This window comes from Rathayibacter sp. AY1B8 (assembly GCF_002932775.1).
GTDB lineage: Bacteria > Actinomycetota > Actinomycetes > Actinomycetales > Microbacteriaceae > Rathayibacter.
On sequence record NZ_PSWJ01000002.1, the window covers coordinates 245,604 to 263,364 of the forward strand.

The following is a 17,761-nucleotide window of genomic DNA, read 5'->3' on the forward strand; positions in this document are numbered from 1 at the left end:
GGGATCAGGACTTCGCGAAGAACGACGCGTCGGCGTCGCTCTCGGCGGAGGCGGAGTCGCCGGCGACGGTGATGTGCGACGGCGAGAGCAGGAAGACCTTGCTCGTCACGCGCTCGATGCGGCCGTAGAGGCCCTGCGAGAGTCCGCTCGCGAAGTCGATGAGGCGGCGGGCGTCCGCATCGCTCATCTGCGAGAGGTTGATGATCACGGGGATGCCGTCGCGGAAGTTCTCCGCGATGACCTGCGCGTCGCGGTACTGCTTCGGGTGGACGGTGAGGATCTCGTTCATCTCGGCGGGTGCCGTCGCCTTCGGGGTCTGGGGGGTGGGCTTGCGGAGCGGGGTGACCGTCGCGCGGGGCTGCTGCACCGGCTCGACGGGAGGGACGGGCTGCACCGGGGAGACCGGTGCGCGGTGGGCCGTCGCCGGGGCCGCCTCGACGGGTTCTGCGCGCTCGTACTCGACCTCTTCGTCGGCGAGTCCGAGGTAGACCATCGTCTTCTTCAGCGGGTTGGCCATGGGGTGTCCTCCGTGTCGTGTGTGCTCCCACAGGTGGGTCACCACGAGGTTAGGTGCGGGCGGGGCGTTCTCCGGTGATTGCCGATCCGATTCGCAGGTGTGTCGCACCCTCCGCGATCGCCTCGGCGAAGTCGTTCGACATGCCCGCCGAGATCGCCGTGGCGGAGGGCTCGACGGCGCGCACGCGGTCGGAGATCGACCGGAGCCGGGCGAAAGCCGGACGGGGCTCCTCGTCCAGCGGGGCGACCGCCATCACGCCGCGCAGCGTGAGGCCGGGCGCCCCGGCGAGAGCCTCGGCGAGGGGCTCGACGTCGGCAGGCGACGCTCCCCCGCGGTCGGGATCCTCGGTGAGGTTGACCTGCAGGAACACGTCGAGCGGCTCCTCCCCCGCCTCCAGCAGCGGGACGAGCGCGAGCCGGTCGACGGAGTGGACCGCGTCGGCGTAGCGGCGCACCTGGCGCGCCTTCTTGCTCTGGAGCTGCCCGATGAAGTGCCAGCGCGCAGCGGTCCCCGCCAGCTCGGCCGACTTCTCCTGCGCCTCCTGGTGCCGGTTCTCGCCGAAGTCGACGACGCCCAGCTCGAGGAGGTCGCGGAGCAGCGACACGGGGTGGAACTTGGTCACCACGATGGTCGTGACCGAGGACGCCTCGCGACCGGCCGAGCGGGTCGCGTCGGCGACCCGCTCGAAGACCTCGGCCCAGCGCGCGGCCAGCTCCGGATCCGGCACGACTACTTGAGGAAGTCGGGGATGTCCAGGTCGCTGTCGTCGTCATCGAAGGACGGGTCGGCGACAGGGGCCGGGGCGGCGACGGGGGTGCTCGACCAGATCGAGCCGGCCGCAGGGGCGGCTGCGGGAGCCGGGACGGGCTCGGCGGCCGACTCGCTCGCCGAGCTCTGCTGCTGGCGCGGCTGGGCGATCGCGGCCTGAGCGGTCCCGCCCGGCTCTCCGCCGTCGAAGCCCGCGGCGATGACGGTGACGCGCACCTCGTCGCCGAGCGTGTCGTCGATCACGGCACCGAAGATGATGTTCGCCTCGGCGTGCACCGCCTCCTGGACGAGGCGCGCCGCGTCGTTGATCTCGAAGATGCCGAGGTTCGAGCCGCCCTGGATCGAGAGGAGCACGCCGTGCGCGCCGTCGATGCTGGCCTCGAGCAGCGGTGAGGCGACGGCCAGCTCGGCCGCCTTGATCGCGCGATCGGCGCCGCGCGACGAGCCGATGCCCATCAGCGCCGAGCCCGCGCCCTGCATGACCGACTTCACGTCGGCGAAGTCGAGGTTGATCAGGCCGGGCGTGGTGATCAGGTCGGTGATGCCCTGGACGCCGGCGAGGAGCACCTGGTCGGCGGTCGCGAAGGCCTCGAGCATCGAGATGCCGCGGTCGCTGATCTCGAGCAGGCGGTCGTTCGGAACGACGATGAGCGTGTCGACCTCGTTCTTCAGCGTCGCGACGCCGGCCTCGGCCTGCGTCTGCCGACGGCGTCCCTCGAACCCGAAGGGCTTGGTCACGACGCCGATGGTGAGGGCGCCGATCGACTTGGCGATCCGCGCGACGACGGGCGCGCCGCCGGTGCCGGTACCGCCGCCCTCGCCCGCGGTGACGAAGACCATGTCGGCCCCCGCGAGGACCTCCTCGATCTCCTCGGCGTGGTCCTCGGCGGCGCGGCGGCCGACCTCGGGGTCGGCGCCGGCGCCGAGTCCGCGGGTCAGCTCGCGGCCCACGTCGAGCTTGACGTCGGCGTCGCTGAGCAGGAGCGCCTGGGCGTCCGTGTTGATCGCGATGAATTCGACACCGCGCAGGCCGAGCTCGATCATGCGGTTGACGGCGTTGACGCCGCCACCGCCGATGCCGACGACCTTGATCACGGCGAGGTAGTTCTGGTTTGAAGTCACGTCTCCGGCCTCCGGGCTGAACCTTAAACCTGTAGTTGAGGCTTAAAGTTATGCTGAGTATGCATTTGGGGTTCGGCTCCGACGGTAGGCGGAGTCCGGTCGCGCTCCCAGCAGACACGCCCGCAACGCTCGAAAGAACGCGCGGATCCGTCGCCGGTCAGGGCCGGGGCGCCACGACGGCGGCCTGGGGCGAGGACACGTCGTAAGTGCCGACGACGGCGGGGTCGGTCGCGGCCATCAGCTTCTCGAGCACGACGGCCTTGAGCGCCGACTCGTCCGACCCGCCCCAGACGACTTCCGTGCCGTTCTGCAGGGTGAGCGAGACGTCGTCGCCGGTCGTGGCCGTGGCGGCCGTCACCTGCGGAGCGAGCGACGCGGGCAGGGAGCGCAGCACCCGCGCGGTCGCGCGGAAGCCGGCTCCCGAGGCGTCGCCGGACGCGGTGGTGAGGACCGGGTAGCCGGGCTGCGCCGAGTCCGCCGTCTCGATGACGACTCCGGCCGCGTCCACGAGCTCGAAGCGGCCCCCCGCCGCGATCACGCCGAGGGGCGTGCGCTCGACGATCGACACCACGAGGGTGCTCGGCGGACGGGTCTGCACCGAGTAGCTCTGGATGAGCGGGGACGCGCCCAGCACGCGGCCGACTTCGTCCCGGTCCACCAGGGTGAGCGGGACGCCGAGCTGGTCGTCGAGCTCGCTCTGCAGGGCGGCGGCGTCGACGCGCTGGGTGCCCGAGATCTCGATCGTGCGCACGGCCATGAGCGGCGAGTAGGCCGCGACCCCGACGATCAGGGCGAGGGCGACGAGCGACCCGGCCACGACCAGGGCGATCAGGCGGCGCCGACGCGCGCGCTTCGTGAAGCGGCGGACCTCCACCCGCTCGTAGCGCCTCCGCTCGCTAGCGGCCCGGGAGACGGCCCGGTTCTCGGCTCCGGGCAGGCGCAGGCCCGAGAGGGTGCGGCGGACCGCGCCCGCGCGCGACGGAGTGCGCTCGGCCGGCTCCGGGTCCACGCGGATCGCGGTGACGATCCGGATCGGCTCGGTGTCCGGCTCCGGCTCGCCGCCGCGCGCGGGGACGCTCCGACCGGGCGCCGGAGGGCGTCCGCCATCGGGCCGCTTCACGGCCGCTCCCCCGCTTCGGGCGCGAGGACCGCGGTCATCGTGCGACCGGCGCGGCCTCGCTCGCGCCGAGCGACTCGAGCACCTGCGGGATGATCCGGTAGACGTCGCCGCAGCCGAGGGTGATGACGAAGTCGCCCTCGCGCGCGATGCCGGCCGTGAGGCGGGCCGCCTCCGCCCAGTCCGGGACGAACGAGACGTGCGACGGGTCGGCGAACTTCTCGCTGACCAGCGCTCCGGTCACTCCGGGCTCCGGATCCTCGCGCGCCCCGTAGACGTCGAGGACGATCGTCTCGTCGGCGTAGCGCTCGAGCGTCTCGGCGAACTCGCGGGCGAAGAGGCGGGTGCGGCTGTAGAGGTGCGGCTGGTGCACGGCGATGATGCGGCCCTCGCCGACCACGGTGCGCGCGGCGGAGAGGGCGGCGGCCACCTCGGTGGGGTGGTGGGCGTAGTCGTCGTAGACGCTGACTCCGCGGACCGCTCCGTGCAGCTCGAAGCGGCGCTCCGTGCCTCCGAACGCCGACACGGCCTCGAGCGAGGCGGCCGGATCGAAGCCCAGGCCCACCAGCACTGCGAACGCGCCGGCCGCGTTGATCGCGTTGTGCCGGCCGGGGATGCGGAGGCGGGCCGGGTAGCGCCTGCCCTCGTACTCGACCGAGAAGCCGACGGGGCCGACGAGGTCGAGGTCGACGACGCGGACGTCCGCCCCCTCGGCCTCGCCGAAGGTCAGCACCCGTCCGCCGTCCAGCCGCTCGGTGACGCGGACGGCGCCGGGGTCGTCGGAGGAGATGACGACGAGCTCGCTCGCGGAGGAGGCGAAGGTGACGAAGGCCTCCTCGAACGCCTCCAGCGATCCGTAGTGGTCGAGGTGGTCCGGGTCGACGTTCGTGATGAGGGCGACCGCGGTGTCGTACAGGAGGAAGCTGCCGTCCGACTCGTCGGCCTCGACGACGAAGACCTCGCCGGAGCCGGCGGCGGAGGAGGTGCCGAGGCTCTCGATGATGCCGCCGTTGACGAAGCTGGGGTCGGCGTCGACGCCGAGGAGGCCGGTGACGATCATCCCGGTCGACGTGGTCTTGCCGTGCGCTCCGGCGACCGCGACCAGGCGCTTGCCGCGCACCAGCCAGGCGAGGGCCTGCGAGCGGTGCAGCACGGGCAGGCCGCGCTCCTTCGCGAGCAGGTACTCCGGATTGTCGGGCCACAGGGCGGAGGTGACGACGACCGCCTCGGCGTCCCCGAGGTTCGCCGCGTCGTGGCCGATGGCGACCGGGACGCCGAGCTCCCGCAGCTGCTCGATGGGGTGGGACTCGCGGACGTCGGAACCGGTGACCCGGTGCCCGGCGTGGTGGAACAGCCGGGCGATCCCGCTCATCCCGGAGCCGCCGATGCCGATGAAGTGGACCGAGCCGAGCTCGTCGGGGACGGTGATGCCGAGGTCGGGCTTGATCACGGGGCTCTCGCTTTCGGGTGGGTCGCGGCGGGCGGGAGGGGCCTCCCGCGGTGCGCCGGATCAGTGTAGACGGTGGGCGGGAGTGCTCTCCCGAGCCGCGCGGAGCGGGCTCAGCGCGGCTCGGAGAGGGTCGACTCGATCAGGTCGACGAGCCGCCCGGAGCCGTCGCGGACTCCCACGCGGGCGGCCCGGCGCGCCATCTCGTCGCGACGGGCGGTGTCGCCCAGTAGCGGTACGAGCTCCCGCTGGACCCAGCCGGGGAGGAAGGCGGCGTCCTCGACGAGGACCGCTCCCCCGGCGTCGACGACGCCGCGCGCGTTGTAGCGCTGCTCGCCGTTGCCGACCGGGTACGGGACGTAGACCGCGGGCAGGCCGAGGGCTGTCAGCTCGCTGACCGTCGCTGCCCCCGCGCGGGAGACGGCCACGTCCGCGGCGGACAGCGCGAGGTCCATCCGGTCGCAGTAGGCGAGGAGGTGGTAGCCGGCCACCCCCGGGTCCGTGATCTCGGCGCGGTCGCCCGTGATGTGGAGGACCTGGAAGCCGGTGGCGACGAGATCCCGGGCGGCGGCGTGCACCGTCGCGTTGATCCGTCGAGCGCCGAGGGAGCCGCCGGTCACCAGGAGGGTCTGCCGGGACGGGTCGAGGCCCAGCGCCGCCATCGCCTCGTCGCGGCGCGCGGCCCGGTCGAGCTCGGCGATCTCGCGGCGCAGCGGCATGCCGACCACCCGCGCGTGCGGCAGGGGCGTGCCCTCGAAGGCCACGCCGACCGAGCGGGTCGCGCGCGCGCCGAGACGGTTGGCGAGCCCGGGGCGCGCGTTGGCCTCGTGGACGGTGAAGGGGACGCCGGCGCGGCGCGCCGCCAGGTAGGCGGGTGCTGCCGCGTACCCGCCGAAGCCGACCACCGCGTCGATCCGCCGGTCGCGGATCGTCCGGACGATGCCGGCGATGGTCGCACGGAAGGCTCCGGGGAACCGCAGCGCCGCCGCGTTCGGGCGGCGCGGGAACGGCAGCCGCGGGATCACCGAGAGCTCGTAGCCGCGGAGGGGGACGAGGCGGGCCTCGAGCCCCTCGGCGGTGCCGAGCACGAGCACCTCGTCGTCCGGGTTCCGCCTGCGGATCTCGTCGGCCGTCGCGAGCAGCGGATTGACGTGGCCGGCGGTGCCGCCGCCGGCGAGGAGGTAGCGGGTCACTCCGCCGCCGCCTTCCTGCGGCGCAGCACGCCCGCGCCGGGCAGGGGCGCGGTCTGAGTGCGGGCGAAGGAGAGGACGACGCCGATGGCGAGGAGCGAGCTGAGCAGGGCGGTGCCTCCGGAGGAGATCAGCGGCAGCGGGACCCCCAGCACCGGGAGCACCCCCAGGACGACGCCGATGTTGACGAACGCCTGGCCGATCAGCCAGACCATGATCGCGCCGGTGCTGATCCGCACGAACGGATCGGAGGACGCGTGGATGACGCGGAAGAAGGCGACCGCGAGGACCACGAACAGCGCCAGGACGACGATCGCTCCGATCAGCCCGAGCTCCTCGCCGATGATGGCGAAGATGTAGTCGTTGTCCGCGGCGGGCAGCCAGGACCACTTGGCCTTCGAGTTGCCGAGGCCCACGCCGAAGATCCCGCCGGAGGCCATCGCCCAGGTGCCGTGCACCGGCTGCCAGCACGAGTTCTGGTACTCCTCGACGTTGGAGCAGTCGCCGAGGAAGGACATGATCCGGGTGAGGCGGTTGTCGCTGGAGACGGCGAACAGCACCGCTCCGATCGCACCGACCACCACGATCGGCACGAGGACCTTCATCTGGACGTTCGCGTAGAAGAGCGCGGCGAGGACGATGCCCGCCATGATCACGACCGTGCCCAGGTCGCCTCCGATGAGGACCAGTCCGATCGCTGCGCCGCCGACGATCAGGACGGGGATGAGCGCGTCCTTCCAGTCCTTCGGCGACCGGTAGCGGCGGGCGAGCAGGAGCCCCAGCCAGAGGGCGAGCGCGAGCTTGATGATCTCGGAGGGCTGCATGCTGAAGGCGCCGAGTCGGATCCAGTTGCGGTTCCCGCCGACGGAGTCGCCGAGCGGCGTGAAGAGCACGAGGCACTGGAGGACGCAGCCGGCGATGAGCAGGATCGGCGTCACGCGCTTCCACACGCCGAGGGGCAGCCGCGAGACCACCAGCATCATCGGGATCCCGAGGAGGGCGAATCCGCCCTGGCGCAGGAAGCCGCCGAAGGAGTCGTCGCTCGACACGTAGGAGGTGACCGACGAGGAGGAGAGCACCATCGTCAGTCCGAACAGCACAAGGAAGAGCGTGGTGCCGAAGAGGAGGTAGAAGTTCGGCGAGTGGGAGGCGAAGACTTTCGACAGGACGATCCGCGCGGAGCGGGCCCCGCTCCGGTCCTTCCCGCGCGGCTCAGTGCGCGAGCGGCCCGCGGGGCGGCTCGTCGTCGGAGCGGTCATCGGCTCCCCCTCCCAGGTGTGTCGCCACGGCGGCCGCGAAGGAGCGGCCCCGAGCCGCGTAGTCGAGGAACTGGTCCATCGAGGCCGCGGCGGGTGCGAGCAGGACGACGTCCCCCGAGCGGGCGAGCGTCGCGGCGGCCTCGACGGCCGCCTGCATCACCGCACCAGTGTCGTCCGGCACCGCCTCGCTCACGGGGAGGGCGGGCGCGTGTCGCCGGAATGCCGCGAGCAGCGCCGAGCGGTCGACGCCGATCACCACGGCGCCCCGCAGGCGGCCGACGTGCGCGGCCACGAGGGCGTCCACGTCGACGCCCTTGAGCAGCCCGCCGACGACCCAGACGACCGACGGGTACGCCCGCAGCGAGGCGTCGGCGGCGTGCGGGTTCGTGGCCTTGGAGTCGTTCACCCAGGTCACCCCGTCGCGCTCGGCGACGACCTGGATGCGGTGGGCGTCGAGCTCGAAGGACGCCAGCGCGGTGCGGACGGCCGCGACCTCGATCCCGCACGCTCGGGAGAGCGCTGCCGCGGCGAGCACGTTCTGGACGATGTGCGGAGCGGCGAGGTTCCGTGCGGCGAGCTCGTCCACGGTGGTGATCTCGAGGGCACTGGTGCGGCGGTCCTCGAGGAAGGCGCGGTCGCAGAGGATGCCGTCGACGATCCCGAAGTCGCTCGGGCCGGGCACGCCGAGGCCGAATCCGATCGCCCGGGCGCCCTCCACCACCTCGGCGTCGAGGACCATCTGCTCGGTCGCCGCGTCGGCGCGGTTGTACACGCAGGCGACGCGGGTGCCGGCGTAGACCTTGCCCTTGGCCGCGCGGTAGGCGTCGAACGAGCCGTGCCAGTCGAGGTGGTCGTCGGCGATGTTGAGGCACGCGCTCGCGATCGGCTCGATCGCGCCCAGGTAGTGCAGCTGGTAGCTCGAGAGCTCCACGACGAGGACGTCGAAGCCCTGCGGGTCGCGGACCGCGTCGAGCACGGGCACGCCGATGTTGCCGCAGGGGGCGGCGCGGAGGCCGCCGGCCACGAGCATCGTCGCCGTGAGCTGGACGGTCGTGGTCTTCCCGTTGGTGCCGGTGACGGCCACCCAGTCGGCCGGAGTGCCGTCGGCGCGCACGACCTTGTCGCGGACACGCCAGGCGAGCTCGACGTCGCCCCACACGGGGATCCCGGACTCCGCCGCCCACACGAGGATCGGGTGCGTCGGCCGGAAGCCGGGCGACACCACGATCAGCTCCGGTGAGAACGCGTGCAGCTCCTCCGGAGCGGAGTCGAGGCGGTCGGCCCGGTGCAGGCGGGCGCCGATCACCTCGAGCAGGCGCTCGCGCTCCTCATCGGCGCGGTCGGCGAGGACCAGCACCTCGGAGCCGAGCTCGGTCAGGGTGTCGGCCACCGAGAACCCGGTGACGCCCAGGCCCAGCACGGCGACGCGCAGGCCGCGCCAGTCCGAGTGCCAGCTGCGGAGGGAGTCGGGACGGGCGGGATCGGTCATGCCAGCGACAGCCATTCCAGGTAGAAGAGCCCGACTCCGGCGGCGACGAAGATGCCGGCGATGATCCAGAACCGGACCACGACCGTGATCTCGGCCCAGCCCTTGAGCTCGAAGTGGTGGTGGAGCGGGCTCATCAGGAAGATGCGCTTGCCCCGGGTCAGCTTGAAGTAGATCCGCTGGAGGATGACCGAGCCGGTCACGATGACGAACAGGCCGCCGATGAGGATGACCAGCAGCTCGGTGCGAGTGAGGATCGCCAGGGCCGCGAGCGCGCCGCCGAGGCCGAGCGAGCCGGTGTCGCCCATGAAGATCTGCGCCGGCGAGGTGTTCCACCAGAGGAAGCCCACCAGGGCACCGGAGACGGCCGCCGCGATGATGGCCAGGTCGAACGGGTCGCTCACCTGGTAGCACTTGTCGACGACCTCGGGGTTGAGGTGCTGGTCGAAGCACCACTGGTTCGACTGCCAGAACCCGATGATGACGTAGGAGCCGATCGCGAGGATCGAGGACCCGGTGGCGAGTCCGTCGAGCCCGTCGGCGACGTTCACGCCGTTCGACGTGCTGGTGACGATGATGCAGATCCACAGCACGAACAGGCCGATGCCGATCCAGCCGAGGGAGGCGAAGTCGAACGGCAGGTCGCGGATGAACGAGATCGAGGTGGACGCGGGGGTGAGCCCGTTGGAGTCGCGGACCATGATCGCGATCACCGCGAAGGCCGCGGCGACGATGACCTGGCCGGCGATCTTCGCCCAGCCGCCGAGGCCGAGGCTGCGCTGGTTGCGGGTCTTCAGGAAGTCGTCGACGAAGCCGACGAGTCCGAGCCCGACCATCATGAAGAGCACCAGCAGGGCCGACGGCGCGATCGCCCGGTTGCCGAACAGCATCCCGAGGAAGTAGCCGACCACGGTGCCGATGATGATGACGATGCCGCCCATCGTCGCCGTGCCGTGCTTGACGTGGTGCGACTTCGGTCCGTCCTCGCGGATGAACTGGCCCCACTGCAGGCGGTGGAAGAGGCGGATGAACAGGGGCGTCATCAGGAGCGTGAAGGCTCCCGAGAACGCGCCGGACAGGAGGAGTGCCCTCATCGGTGACGCTCCCCGAGACGGTCGGCGAGGAAGCGCAGCCCCGCGGAGTTGGACGACTTGACCAGCACGGTGTCGCCGGGTCGCAGGTAGTCCTCGAGGAGGTCGAACGCCTCGTCGGAGGTCTCCGCGAAGACGGACTCGCCGCTCCACGACCCCTCGCGCTCGGCCGCGACGTGGATCCGGCGGGCGCCTCGGCCCACCACCACGATCTGGGAGATGTTGAGGCGGACGGCCAGCAGGCCCACGCGCTCGTGCTCCTCGTCGGCCCACTCGCCGAGCTCGCTCATCTCTCCCAGGACGGCGACGGTGCGCCCCCCGGGCTTCGCGATCTGGGCGAGGGTGCGCAGGGCGGCCGCGGTGGAGTCGGGACTCGCGTTGTACGCGTCGTTGATGACGCGGACGTCCTCGCCGCCCAGGACCTCCATGCGGCCGCGCTCGGCGAGGGTGACGGTCGCGAGCGCCTCGACGATCGCGGGCAGCGCCACTCCGACCGAGAGCGCGGCGGCGGTCGCCGCGAGGGCGTTCATCACGTGGTGCTCGCCGAGGACGCGCAGCAGGAGCTCGGCGCGGGCGGCCTCGCGGCCCTCCCCGGCCGAGACCTCGATGGCGAAGCGGGTGCCGTCGGCGGTCGCGTCGATGTCGACGGCGCGCACGTCCGCGCTCTCGCCGCGGCCGAACCAGAGGACCCGGGCGGCGGTGCGGCCCGCCATCGAGGCGACCCGGCCGTCGTCGGCGTTCAGCACGGCGACGTCGTCGGCGGTGAGGTCGGCGACCATCTCTGTCTTGGCCTCGAGCGTGCGCTCGATTCCGCCGAACTCGCCGGCGTGCGCGAGGCCCACGGCGAGGACGACGCCGACGTCGGGCCTGGCCATCCGGACGAGGCGGCGGATCTCGCCGACCGCGCTCGCGCCCATCTCGGCGACGAGGAAGCGCGTCGACTCGGACACCTGGAGCATCGTGATCGGCGCGCCGACCTCGTTGTTGAAGGATCCGCGCGGAGCGACCGTCTCGCCGACCCGCTCGAGGACGGTGCGGAGGAGGTTCTTGGTCGTCGTCTTGCCGTTCGAGCCGGTGACGCCGATGACGGTGAGCCCGCCCTTCGCGCGGACGCGCCGGACGACCTCGGTCGCCAGCGCGCCGAGCGCCTCGACGGAGTCGTCGACGAGGACCTGCGGCACGTCGAGGTCGAGGGGGCGCTCCACGATGAGGAGCGCGGCACCGCGCTCGAGAGCGGCGGGAGCGAAGAGGTGGCCGTCGGTGTGCTCGCCGCGCTTGGCGACGAAGATGCCGCCGGGCGCGATCTCGCGGGAGTCGGTCTCGGTCGCTCCATCGATCACGGTGGCGGCCGTTGCGGACGAGCCGGCCAGGTGGAGGCGTCCGGAGACGGCCTCGGCGATCTCGGTGAGGGTGAGGGCGATCATCTACAGCCAGCCCGCCTCGCGCAGCGCGTGACGGACGTCGTCTCTGGCCGAATACGGCATGTGCACTCCTGCGATCTCCTGGTGGTCTTCGTGGCCGGGCCCGGCGTAGAGGATCGAGTCCCCTTCGCGCGCGAGGGCGACGGCGGCGCGCACGGCGGCGCGCGGGTCGGCGATCTCGTGGATCTCCCGGTCGGGCACGGCGGCCCGGGCGCCCTGGAGGAGAGCGGCGCGGATGGCGGCCGGATCCTCCCAGCGCGGGTGGAAGTCGGTGACGACCACGACGTCGGCGAGGCGGGCGGCGATGCCGCCCATGTCGCTCCGCTTGGTCGTGTCGCGGTCCCCGTCCGCCCCGAACACCATGAACAGGCGGCCGGGCGTGATGGTCCGCAGCGCCTCGAGCGCGTTCTGGAACGCGTCGGGGGTGTGGCCGTAGTCGACGTAGACGCGCGGTCCGCGCTCCCCCGAGACGAGCTCGGCGCGGCCCGGGATGTAGACGTCGAGACGGCTGTCCTCGAGCGCGTGCGCGACGGCGTCCAGGTCGAAGCCCGACTCCACCAGCATCACGATCGCCAGCGCCGCGTTGGACGCCATGTACCAGCCGATCAGCGAGACGGTGACGACGACGGAGCGGTTCTCGGGCCCCTCCAGGCGGAAGGTGGTGCTGTCGGGCGTCGCGTCCAGCACCGTCATCGACCAGTCGGCAGGCGTCGTCGGGGCGACTCCGACGACCGGAGAGCCGGCGAGCGTCGCGACGGGGATGCGGCTGCGCTCGGCGAGCTCGCGCCCCCAGGCGCTGTCGACCGTGACGACGCCGCGGCGTGCGCGCTCCGGCTCGAAGAGGTCGGCCTTGGCCTCGAAGTACTCGCGCAGATCGGAGTAGTCGTCGAGGTGGTCGTGGCTGAGGTTCGTGAAGCCGACGACGTCGAAGACGAGGCCGTCGATCCGGTGCCGCGTGAGCGCCTGCGCCGACACCTCGATGGAGACCGCGCGGACGGCGGACTCGCGCATCCGAGCGAGCAGGCCGTGCAGCTCACTCGCCTCGGGAGTGGTCAGCGAGCTGACCACGGCGACGTCGCCGATCCGGCGCTCGGCGGTGGAGCTGAGGCCGGAGACGACTCCGAGCCGGCGCAGCAGCGCGTCGAGGATGTAGACGACGCTCGTCTTGCCGTTGGTACCCGTCACGCCGAAGAGCGTCGGGACGTCCTCGCGGGTCCGGTGGATCCACGCGGCGACGTCGCCGAGGGCGGCCCGCGGGTCGGGAGTCACCAGCACGGGCAGGCCGCTGTCGGCGGCGAGCTCCGCTCCGGCGGGGTCGGTCAGCACGGCGACGGCTCCGGACGCCGCGGCAGCGGACGCGAAGGCCGCGCCATGGGCACGGCGTCCTGCGACACCGACGTAGAGGTCTCCGGACTCGACCTGGTTCGAGTCCAGCGTGACTCCGCTCACCTCGACGCCCTCGAGGCCGCGGACCGGGCCGAGGGAGAACTCGGCCACGAGCTGCGAGAGGCTCCGCGGCACGGGGTGCTCGGGGCGGAGGGAGGACTGCGGGCGAGGGTCGTGCACTGCCCGCTCTTTCTCTCGTTCTGGTGCGTGGATCGTGGTCCCGGCGGGGCTCACCACGTCGTGGGGTACTCGACGGGCGGCACCGTGGACGGCTCCACCCGGTTGGTCTTGAGCACCTGCGTCATGACCTGCTGGAAGACGGGAGCCGTCGCCTGGGACGTGTTCATCTTAACCGGATCGGCGATGGTGACCGTCACGACGTACTCCGGGTCCTCCGCAGGCGCGAGCCCGGCGAGTGAGACGGTGTAGCTCTTCGAGTAACCGCCCTTCCCGTCGGGCTGCTGCGCGGTACCGGTCTTGGTGGCGATGTTGTAGCCGTCGACGTGGATGTCGTTCGCCAGCCAGCCCTCGTTGTAGTGCGTCTGAAGCATGTCGACGACCTGCTTCGCGGCCGAGCTCGACACCACCTGGGTGCCCGTCGCATCGGGGACGTCCACGACGGAGCCGTCGGCCGTGGTGCAGCCGTCGATCAGCTGCGACGGGAGCCGCACTCCGCCGTTGCCGAGCGTCTGGTAGATGCTCGCGACCTGCACCGCGGTCGCCGAGACGCCCTGGCCGAACATCGTCGTGTAGTTCGTCTGGTTGTCCCAGTCCTGGTAGTCGGCGAGCAGGCCGCCCTCCTCGCCGGGGAAGCCGCTCGTGGTGGGCGTGCCGAGACCGAACTTCTGCAGGTAGTCGTAGCGGGTCTGGGCCGACAGGCGGGAGCCGAGCATCGAGATGCCGACGTTCGACGAGTCCTTGAGGATGCCGGTCAGCGTGTAGTTCGTCGGGGTGTGCGCGAAGTCGTCGCTGAACGAGGCGCCGTCCTTCTCGAAGGAGTCCGGGACGACGACCTGGGTCGTCGGGCCCGCCTGGCCCTGGTCGATCAGCATCGCGGCCGTCATCGGCTTGAAGGTCGAGCCCGGCTCGAACGGCGCGCGGAAGGCGCGCGAGCTGCGGTCTGCGGAGGCGCTCGCCTCGACGTTGTTGGGGTCGACGGTCGGCGTCTCGGCCACGGCGAGCAGCTTGCCGGTCTTGACCTCCTGCACGACGACGATCCCGTAGCTGCCGCCGACCTCGGCGACGCGCTGCGAGAGGACCTGCTGGGAGTAGTACTGGAGGTCGGAGTCGATGGTGAGCTTCAGCGTCCCGCCGTCGACGGCCGGGGTCTCCGAGACGGTGCTGCCCGGGATCCGGACGTAGTCGGCGCTGCGCTCGTAGCTCTCGGACCCGTTCTGCCCCGCGAGGCAGGTGTTCTCCGCGTACTCCATGCCCTCCTGGGCCGCTCCGTCCGCCCCGACGTAGCCGACGAGGTTGCCGGCCACCGCGCCGTTGGGGTAGCTGCGTCCCTGCTGGGTCTCGAAGTAGGTCCACGGGATGTCGAGCGCGACGAGCTTCTGGTAGGCCTCGAGGTCGAGCCCCTCCGAGAGGATCAGGTAGTTGGCCTTCGCGTCCTTCGCGAGCGCGGCGTCCACCGCTCCGGTGATCTGCTCGACCGACTGCCCGGTGATCGCGCCGATCTCGGAGGCGGCCTGCTGCACGCTGACCATGACCTTCTGGTCCTCGCCCAGCTCGCGCGGGAACTCGGCCACGTTCTTCGGCGAGGTCGTCAGCCGGTAGCGCGTGGTGGTGTCCGCGAGCACCGTCCCGGAGCGGTCCACGATGGGGCCGCGCTGACCGTAGGTGACGACGCTGTTCGACTGGTTCTGGGCGGCCGCATCGGTGAGCTCGTTCGCCCGCACGATCTGGATGTCCACCAGCTTGCCGATGAAGAGTCCGACGACGGCGACGATGATGACGAACGTGACGGCCGTGCGGCGTCTGCTCGAGCGGTGGTGTCTCACTGCGGCGGTGTCCTTCTTGCTCCGGGCGGGCGGGCCGCCGTTCGTCGGGTCCGGATGGTCGTCGTGCGCCCCGCGGGGCGGGTGCCCGCGCGGAGGCGGACCGCGACGCCGTGCGTCAGTGCGTGATGGGCGCGGGCAGCTCGCCCTGCAACGGTACGGCCGCACCGTCGACAGCCGGGGAGGACGCGCTCGCGCCGGGCTGGAGAGCCGGGACGAGGGCGTTTGGCACGAGCGGCGCGGAGGCGGTGCCCGCGACTTCGCTCGACGCGGCGGAGGAGGGGTCGCCCAGCACGGCGCCGTCCGAGAGGCGGAGGTAGACCGGCGCGGTGTTGGCGACCATGCCCAGGCCCTGAGCGGCGGTGGCGAGGTTCTGCGGCGAGCTCAGCGTGTCGACGGCGTCCTGCTTCTCCGCGTTGCTGCGGGTGAGCGACTTCTGCTCGGTCTGCAGCGCCGAGATCTGGTAGGCCCCCTGCGAGAGGCCGACGCTCACCAGGAGCTGGACGACGATGATCGCGAAGAGGCCGGCGACGGCGACGATCCCGTAGACGAGCTTCGGGCGCGACTGCGCCTGACCGGCCGGGACGGCCTCGATGCGGGGGCGGGGCGCCTCCTCCTCGGGGCGTGCTCGGCGGGCGGTGTCGATGACGGCGGGGTCGATGACGGCGGGGTCGATGACGGCGGGGTCGATGACGGCGGGGTCGATGACGGCGGGGTCGATGACGGCGGTGGCGCTCATGCGGTGCTCCTGATCCTCTCGGCCGCGCGCAGACGCACGGGTGTCGCTCGGGGGTTGCGGGCCTTCTCGTCGTCGGAGGCGAGCTCGGCTCCGCGGATGACGAGTCGGAACTCGGGTCGGTGCTCCGGCAGCTCCATCGGGAGGCCGGCCGGGGCGGTGGAGGAGGACGCGGCCTGGAGCGCGCGCTTGACGATCCGGTCCTCGAGCGACTGGTACGCCTCGACGACGATCCGCCCGCCCTCGTTGATCCGGCCCAGGGCGGCGGGGATCGCCCGCTCGAGGACGGACAGCTCCTGGTTGACCTCGATCCGCAGCGCCTGGAAGACGCGCTTGGCGGGGTGGCCGTTCCGCTGGATCGCGACCGGGGTCGCCGCCTGGATGATCTCGACGAGACGGCCGGAGCGCTCCAGCGGAGCGTCGCGGCGGGCCTCCACGATCTTCTTGGCGTAGCGCGCGGCGAGGCGCTCCTCGCCGTACTCGTGGAAGATGCGGCGCAGGGCGGTCTCGTCGTACTCGGCGAGGATGCTCGCCGCCGTGAGCGGGGCGGTCGAGTCCATCCGCATGTCCAGCGGCGCGTCCTTGGAGTAGGAGAAGCCGCGCTCGGTCTCGTCGAGCTGGAGCGAGGAGACGCCGAGGTCGAAGAGCGCACCGTCGATCGTGTCGATGCCCAGCTCGTCGAGCACGTCGGGCAACTCGTCGTAGACGGCGTGCACGAGGTCGATCCTGGAGGCGTGGGCGGAGAGCCGCTCCCCCGCGAGCTGCAGCGCCTCGGGGTCGCGGTCCAGGCCCACGAGGTGCAGGCCGGGGAAGCGCTCGAGCAGCGCGAGCGAGTGCCCGCCCATGCCGAGCGTCGCGTCGACGACGACCGCCCCGTCGCGCTCCAGCGCCGGAGCCAGGAGCTCGACGCAGCGCTCGAGCAGCACCGGGAGGTGCCGCTCCTCGGTCGGGCGCGGAGCGCCCTTCGGAGTGTTCTCTGCCATGGCGGTCCCGCCGTTCCCGTTCCTGTCGTCCGATCCCCATCCACCTCGCGTCCGGACACCGGGGAAGGTGCGTCCGGGCGCCGAGTGGCTGGGAGTCGCGCGACAGGACCTAGAACAGGCCGGGGATCACCTCCTCCTGGGTGTCGGAGAACACGGACTCCTGCTCCTGCAGGTAGGTCTCCCAGGCGCCCTGCGCCCAGATCTCGGCGCGGTTGCCCGCTCCGATGACGGTGAGGTCGCGGACGAGGCCCGCGTACGCACGCAGCGGAGCCGGGAGAGTCACGCGGTTCTGCTTGTCCGGCGTCTCGGCGCTCGCGCCCGAGAGGAACACCCGGAGGAAGTCCCGCGCCTGCTTGCTGGTCACCGGCGCCTGCCGGATCTTCTCGTGCATCACCTCGAACTCGGCCTGGCTGAACACGTACAGGCACCGCTCCTGGCCGCGCGTGACGACGACTCCGGAGGAGAGCTCGTCGCGGAACTTGGCGGGGAGGATCACGCGGCCCTTCTCGTCGAGCTTGGGGGAATAGGTGCCGAGGAACACGGACTGCCCCCCACTTCTTCCGGCCAAGGATGGTGTGTCCTCCACAGTACTCCACTTCCCCCCACTCACAACCCCGGCGCGGCGCGGGGCGCGCCGGAGAGGCCCCGGTCATCCGCGTGTTTCCGCGGAATCGCGACAGTGGGGCGAAGTGGAGGGGGAAGGTCGCTGGAGGGAGGCCGCGGGCACGAAAAAAGGGCCGATCCGTGAGGATCGACCCTATGGTGGAGCGGAGGGGGGCTAGCCGCGCCCGTCTCCGCGGTTGTCCCATCTGTCGTTCAGTCGGTCCATGAAGCCGGACCCCTGGCGGTTGCCCGAGCGGGGCTTCGACGGACGGCCGACGTCGGGCAGGCCGGGCTCGGCGGCGCCGCCGGCGGCCGGGCGCATGGCCACGATCACGCCGCCGAGCATGAAGGCGAACCCGAGGATGCCGACGAGGGGCTGGCGCACGACCACGCCCGCGACGAGCACGGCGAGACCGAGGATGCCGAGCAGGATGCCGAGCACGAGGGCCCGGTAGTTGGTGCCGCCGCGCCCCTTGCCGACCGCCGCCACGAAATCGGCGTCGTTCTGGTAGAGGTTCCGCTCCATCTCATCGAGGAGCCGTTGCTCGTGTTCCGAAAGCGGCATCGTGACCCCTTCAGGGTGTGGCGTCGACCCTTTCGGGGATCGGCACCGGAATAGGCGGCGTCTGGGCTCG

Annotated in this window: 16 protein-coding genes; all 16 read right to left on the reverse strand. The window is 71.9% G+C overall.

Annotation, left to right across the window (positions count from 1 at the left end):
• Nucleotides 1-4: 4 nt before the first annotated feature.
• The 16 genes from C5C63_RS02750 to C5C63_RS02825 all read right to left on the reverse strand — a co-directional run bounded on the left by C5C63_RS02750 (nucleotide 5) and on the right by C5C63_RS02825 (nucleotide 17,691).
• Nucleotides 5-517 carry a cell division protein SepF gene (locus C5C63_RS02750; protein ID WP_104222599.1) on the reverse strand — a complete coding sequence of 171 codons (513 nt, stop codon included), beginning with the start codon at nucleotides 515-517 and terminating at the stop codon, nucleotides 5-7.
• Between the two features lie 49 nt (nucleotides 518-566).
• Nucleotides 567-1,244, reverse strand: a complete 678-nt coding sequence (locus C5C63_RS02755) for a YggS family pyridoxal phosphate-dependent enzyme (RefSeq protein WP_104325445.1) — start codon at nucleotides 1,242-1,244, stop codon at nucleotides 567-569.
• Nucleotides 1,245-1,246: 2 nt separating this feature from the next.
• Nucleotides 1,247-2,407, reverse strand: coding sequence for a cell division protein FtsZ (gene ftsZ / locus C5C63_RS02760; protein ID WP_104222597.1), 1,161 nt, complete (start codon nucleotides 2,405-2,407; stop codon nucleotides 1,247-1,249).
• A gap of 157 nt (nucleotides 2,408-2,564) precedes the next feature.
• The gene (locus C5C63_RS02765) at nucleotides 2,565-3,527 is read right to left on the reverse strand and encodes a cell division protein FtsQ/DivIB (RefSeq protein WP_104325446.1); all 963 of its coding nucleotides are present in this window, start codon (nucleotides 3,525-3,527) and stop codon (nucleotides 2,565-2,567) included.
• A gap of 34 nt (nucleotides 3,528-3,561) precedes the next feature.
• A complete protein-coding gene (murC, locus tag C5C63_RS02770; RefSeq protein ID WP_104325447.1) occupies nucleotides 3,562-4,974 on the reverse strand; it encodes a UDP-N-acetylmuramate--L-alanine ligase in 1,413 nt (470 codons plus the stop codon).
• 110 nt (nucleotides 4,975-5,084) lie between these two features.
• The gene (gene murG / locus C5C63_RS02775) at nucleotides 5,085-6,164 is read right to left on the reverse strand and encodes an undecaprenyldiphospho-muramoylpentapeptide beta-N-acetylglucosaminyltransferase (protein WP_104222594.1); all 1,080 of its coding nucleotides are present in this window, start codon (nucleotides 6,162-6,164) and stop codon (nucleotides 5,085-5,087) included.
• Nucleotides 6,161-7,420, reverse strand: a complete 1,260-nt coding sequence (ftsW, locus tag C5C63_RS02780; RefSeq protein WP_104222593.1) for a putative lipid II flippase FtsW — start codon at nucleotides 7,418-7,420, stop codon at nucleotides 6,161-6,163. The genes murG and ftsW overlap by 4 nt, the downstream gene beginning before the upstream one ends.
• Nucleotides 7,374-8,909 (reverse strand): UDP-N-acetylmuramoyl-L-alanine--D-glutamate ligase, encoded by a 1,536-nt coding sequence (gene murD, locus C5C63_RS02785; RefSeq protein ID WP_104325448.1) that lies wholly within the window; start codon nucleotides 8,907-8,909, stop codon nucleotides 7,374-7,376. Before murD ends, ftsW begins: the two co-directional genes overlap by 47 nt.
• Entirely contained in the window at nucleotides 8,906-10,000 is a 1,095-nt protein-coding gene (mraY, locus tag C5C63_RS02790; protein WP_104222591.1) for a phospho-N-acetylmuramoyl-pentapeptide-transferase, read from the reverse strand. Before mraY ends, murD begins: the two co-directional genes overlap by 4 nt.
• Complete coding sequence (gene murF, locus C5C63_RS02795; protein WP_104222590.1) at nucleotides 9,997-11,421, reverse strand: UDP-N-acetylmuramoyl-tripeptide--D-alanyl-D-alanine ligase; 1,425 nt, start codon at nucleotides 11,419-11,421, stop codon at nucleotides 9,997-9,999. Before murF ends, mraY begins: the two co-directional genes overlap by 4 nt.
• On the reverse strand, nucleotides 11,422-12,984 hold the full coding sequence (locus tag C5C63_RS02800; RefSeq protein ID WP_104318957.1) for a Mur ligase family protein: 1,563 nt from the start codon (nucleotides 12,982-12,984) through the stop codon (nucleotides 11,422-11,424). It abuts the gene before it with no gap.
• A 50-nt stretch (nucleotides 12,985-13,034) separates the two neighbouring features.
• Nucleotides 13,035-14,807 (reverse strand): penicillin-binding protein 2, encoded by a 1,773-nt coding sequence (locus C5C63_RS02805; protein WP_244229623.1) that lies wholly within the window; start codon nucleotides 14,805-14,807, stop codon nucleotides 13,035-13,037.
• Between the two features lie 115 nt (nucleotides 14,808-14,922).
• Nucleotides 14,923-15,543 carry a hypothetical protein gene (locus C5C63_RS02810; protein WP_104325449.1) on the reverse strand — a complete coding sequence of 207 codons (621 nt, stop codon included), beginning with the start codon at nucleotides 15,541-15,543 and terminating at the stop codon, nucleotides 14,923-14,925.
• Nucleotides 15,540-16,523, reverse strand: coding sequence for a 16S rRNA (cytosine(1402)-N(4))-methyltransferase RsmH (rsmH, locus tag C5C63_RS02815; protein ID WP_104325450.1), 984 nt, complete (start codon nucleotides 16,521-16,523; stop codon nucleotides 15,540-15,542). The genes C5C63_RS02810 and rsmH overlap by 4 nt, the downstream gene beginning before the upstream one ends.
• A 109-nt stretch (nucleotides 16,524-16,632) precedes the next feature.
• Nucleotides 16,633-17,064: a division/cell wall cluster transcriptional repressor MraZ gene (gene mraZ, locus C5C63_RS02820; RefSeq protein WP_104325451.1), complete on the reverse strand. Its 432-nt coding sequence runs from the start codon at nucleotides 17,062-17,064 to the stop codon at nucleotides 16,633-16,635.
• 237 nt (nucleotides 17,065-17,301) lie between these two features.
• Complete coding sequence (locus C5C63_RS02825) at nucleotides 17,302-17,691, reverse strand: DUF3040 domain-containing protein (RefSeq protein WP_104295641.1); 390 nt, start codon at nucleotides 17,689-17,691, stop codon at nucleotides 17,302-17,304.
• Nucleotides 17,692-17,761: the final 70 nt, after the last annotated feature.

What these genes read in the sequence shown, in the direction of transcription:
- C5C63_RS02810 (WP_104325449.1), bottom strand. Translation starts at nt 15,543, where the DNA reads ATGAGCGCCACCGCCGTCATCGACCCCGCCGTCATCGACCCCGCCGTC.
- mraY (WP_104222591.1), bottom strand. Translation starts at nt 10,000, where the DNA reads ATGAGGGCACTCCTCCTGTCCGGCGCGTTCTCGGGAGCCTTCACGCTC.
- C5C63_RS02750 (WP_104222599.1), bottom strand. Translation starts at nt 517, where the DNA reads ATGGCCAACCCGCTGAAGAAGACGATGGTCTACCTCGGACTCGCCGAC.
- C5C63_RS02825 (WP_104295641.1), bottom strand. Translation starts at nt 17,691, where the DNA reads ATGCCGCTTTCGGAACACGAGCAACGGCTCCTCGATGAGATGGAGCGG.
- rsmH (WP_104325450.1), bottom strand. Translation starts at nt 16,523, where the DNA reads ATGGCAGAGAACACTCCGAAGGGCGCTCCGCGCCCGACCGAGGAGCGG.
- murF (WP_104222590.1), bottom strand. Translation starts at nt 11,421, where the DNA reads ATGATCGCCCTCACCCTCACCGAGATCGCCGAGGCCGTCTCCGGACGC.
- murD (WP_104325448.1), bottom strand. Translation starts at nt 8,909, where the DNA reads ATGACCGATCCCGCCCGTCCCGACTCCCTCCGCAGCTGGCACTCGGAC.
- ftsW (WP_104222593.1), bottom strand. Translation starts at nt 7,420, where the DNA reads ATGACCGCTCCGACGACGAGCCGCCCCGCGGGCCGCTCGCGCACTGAG.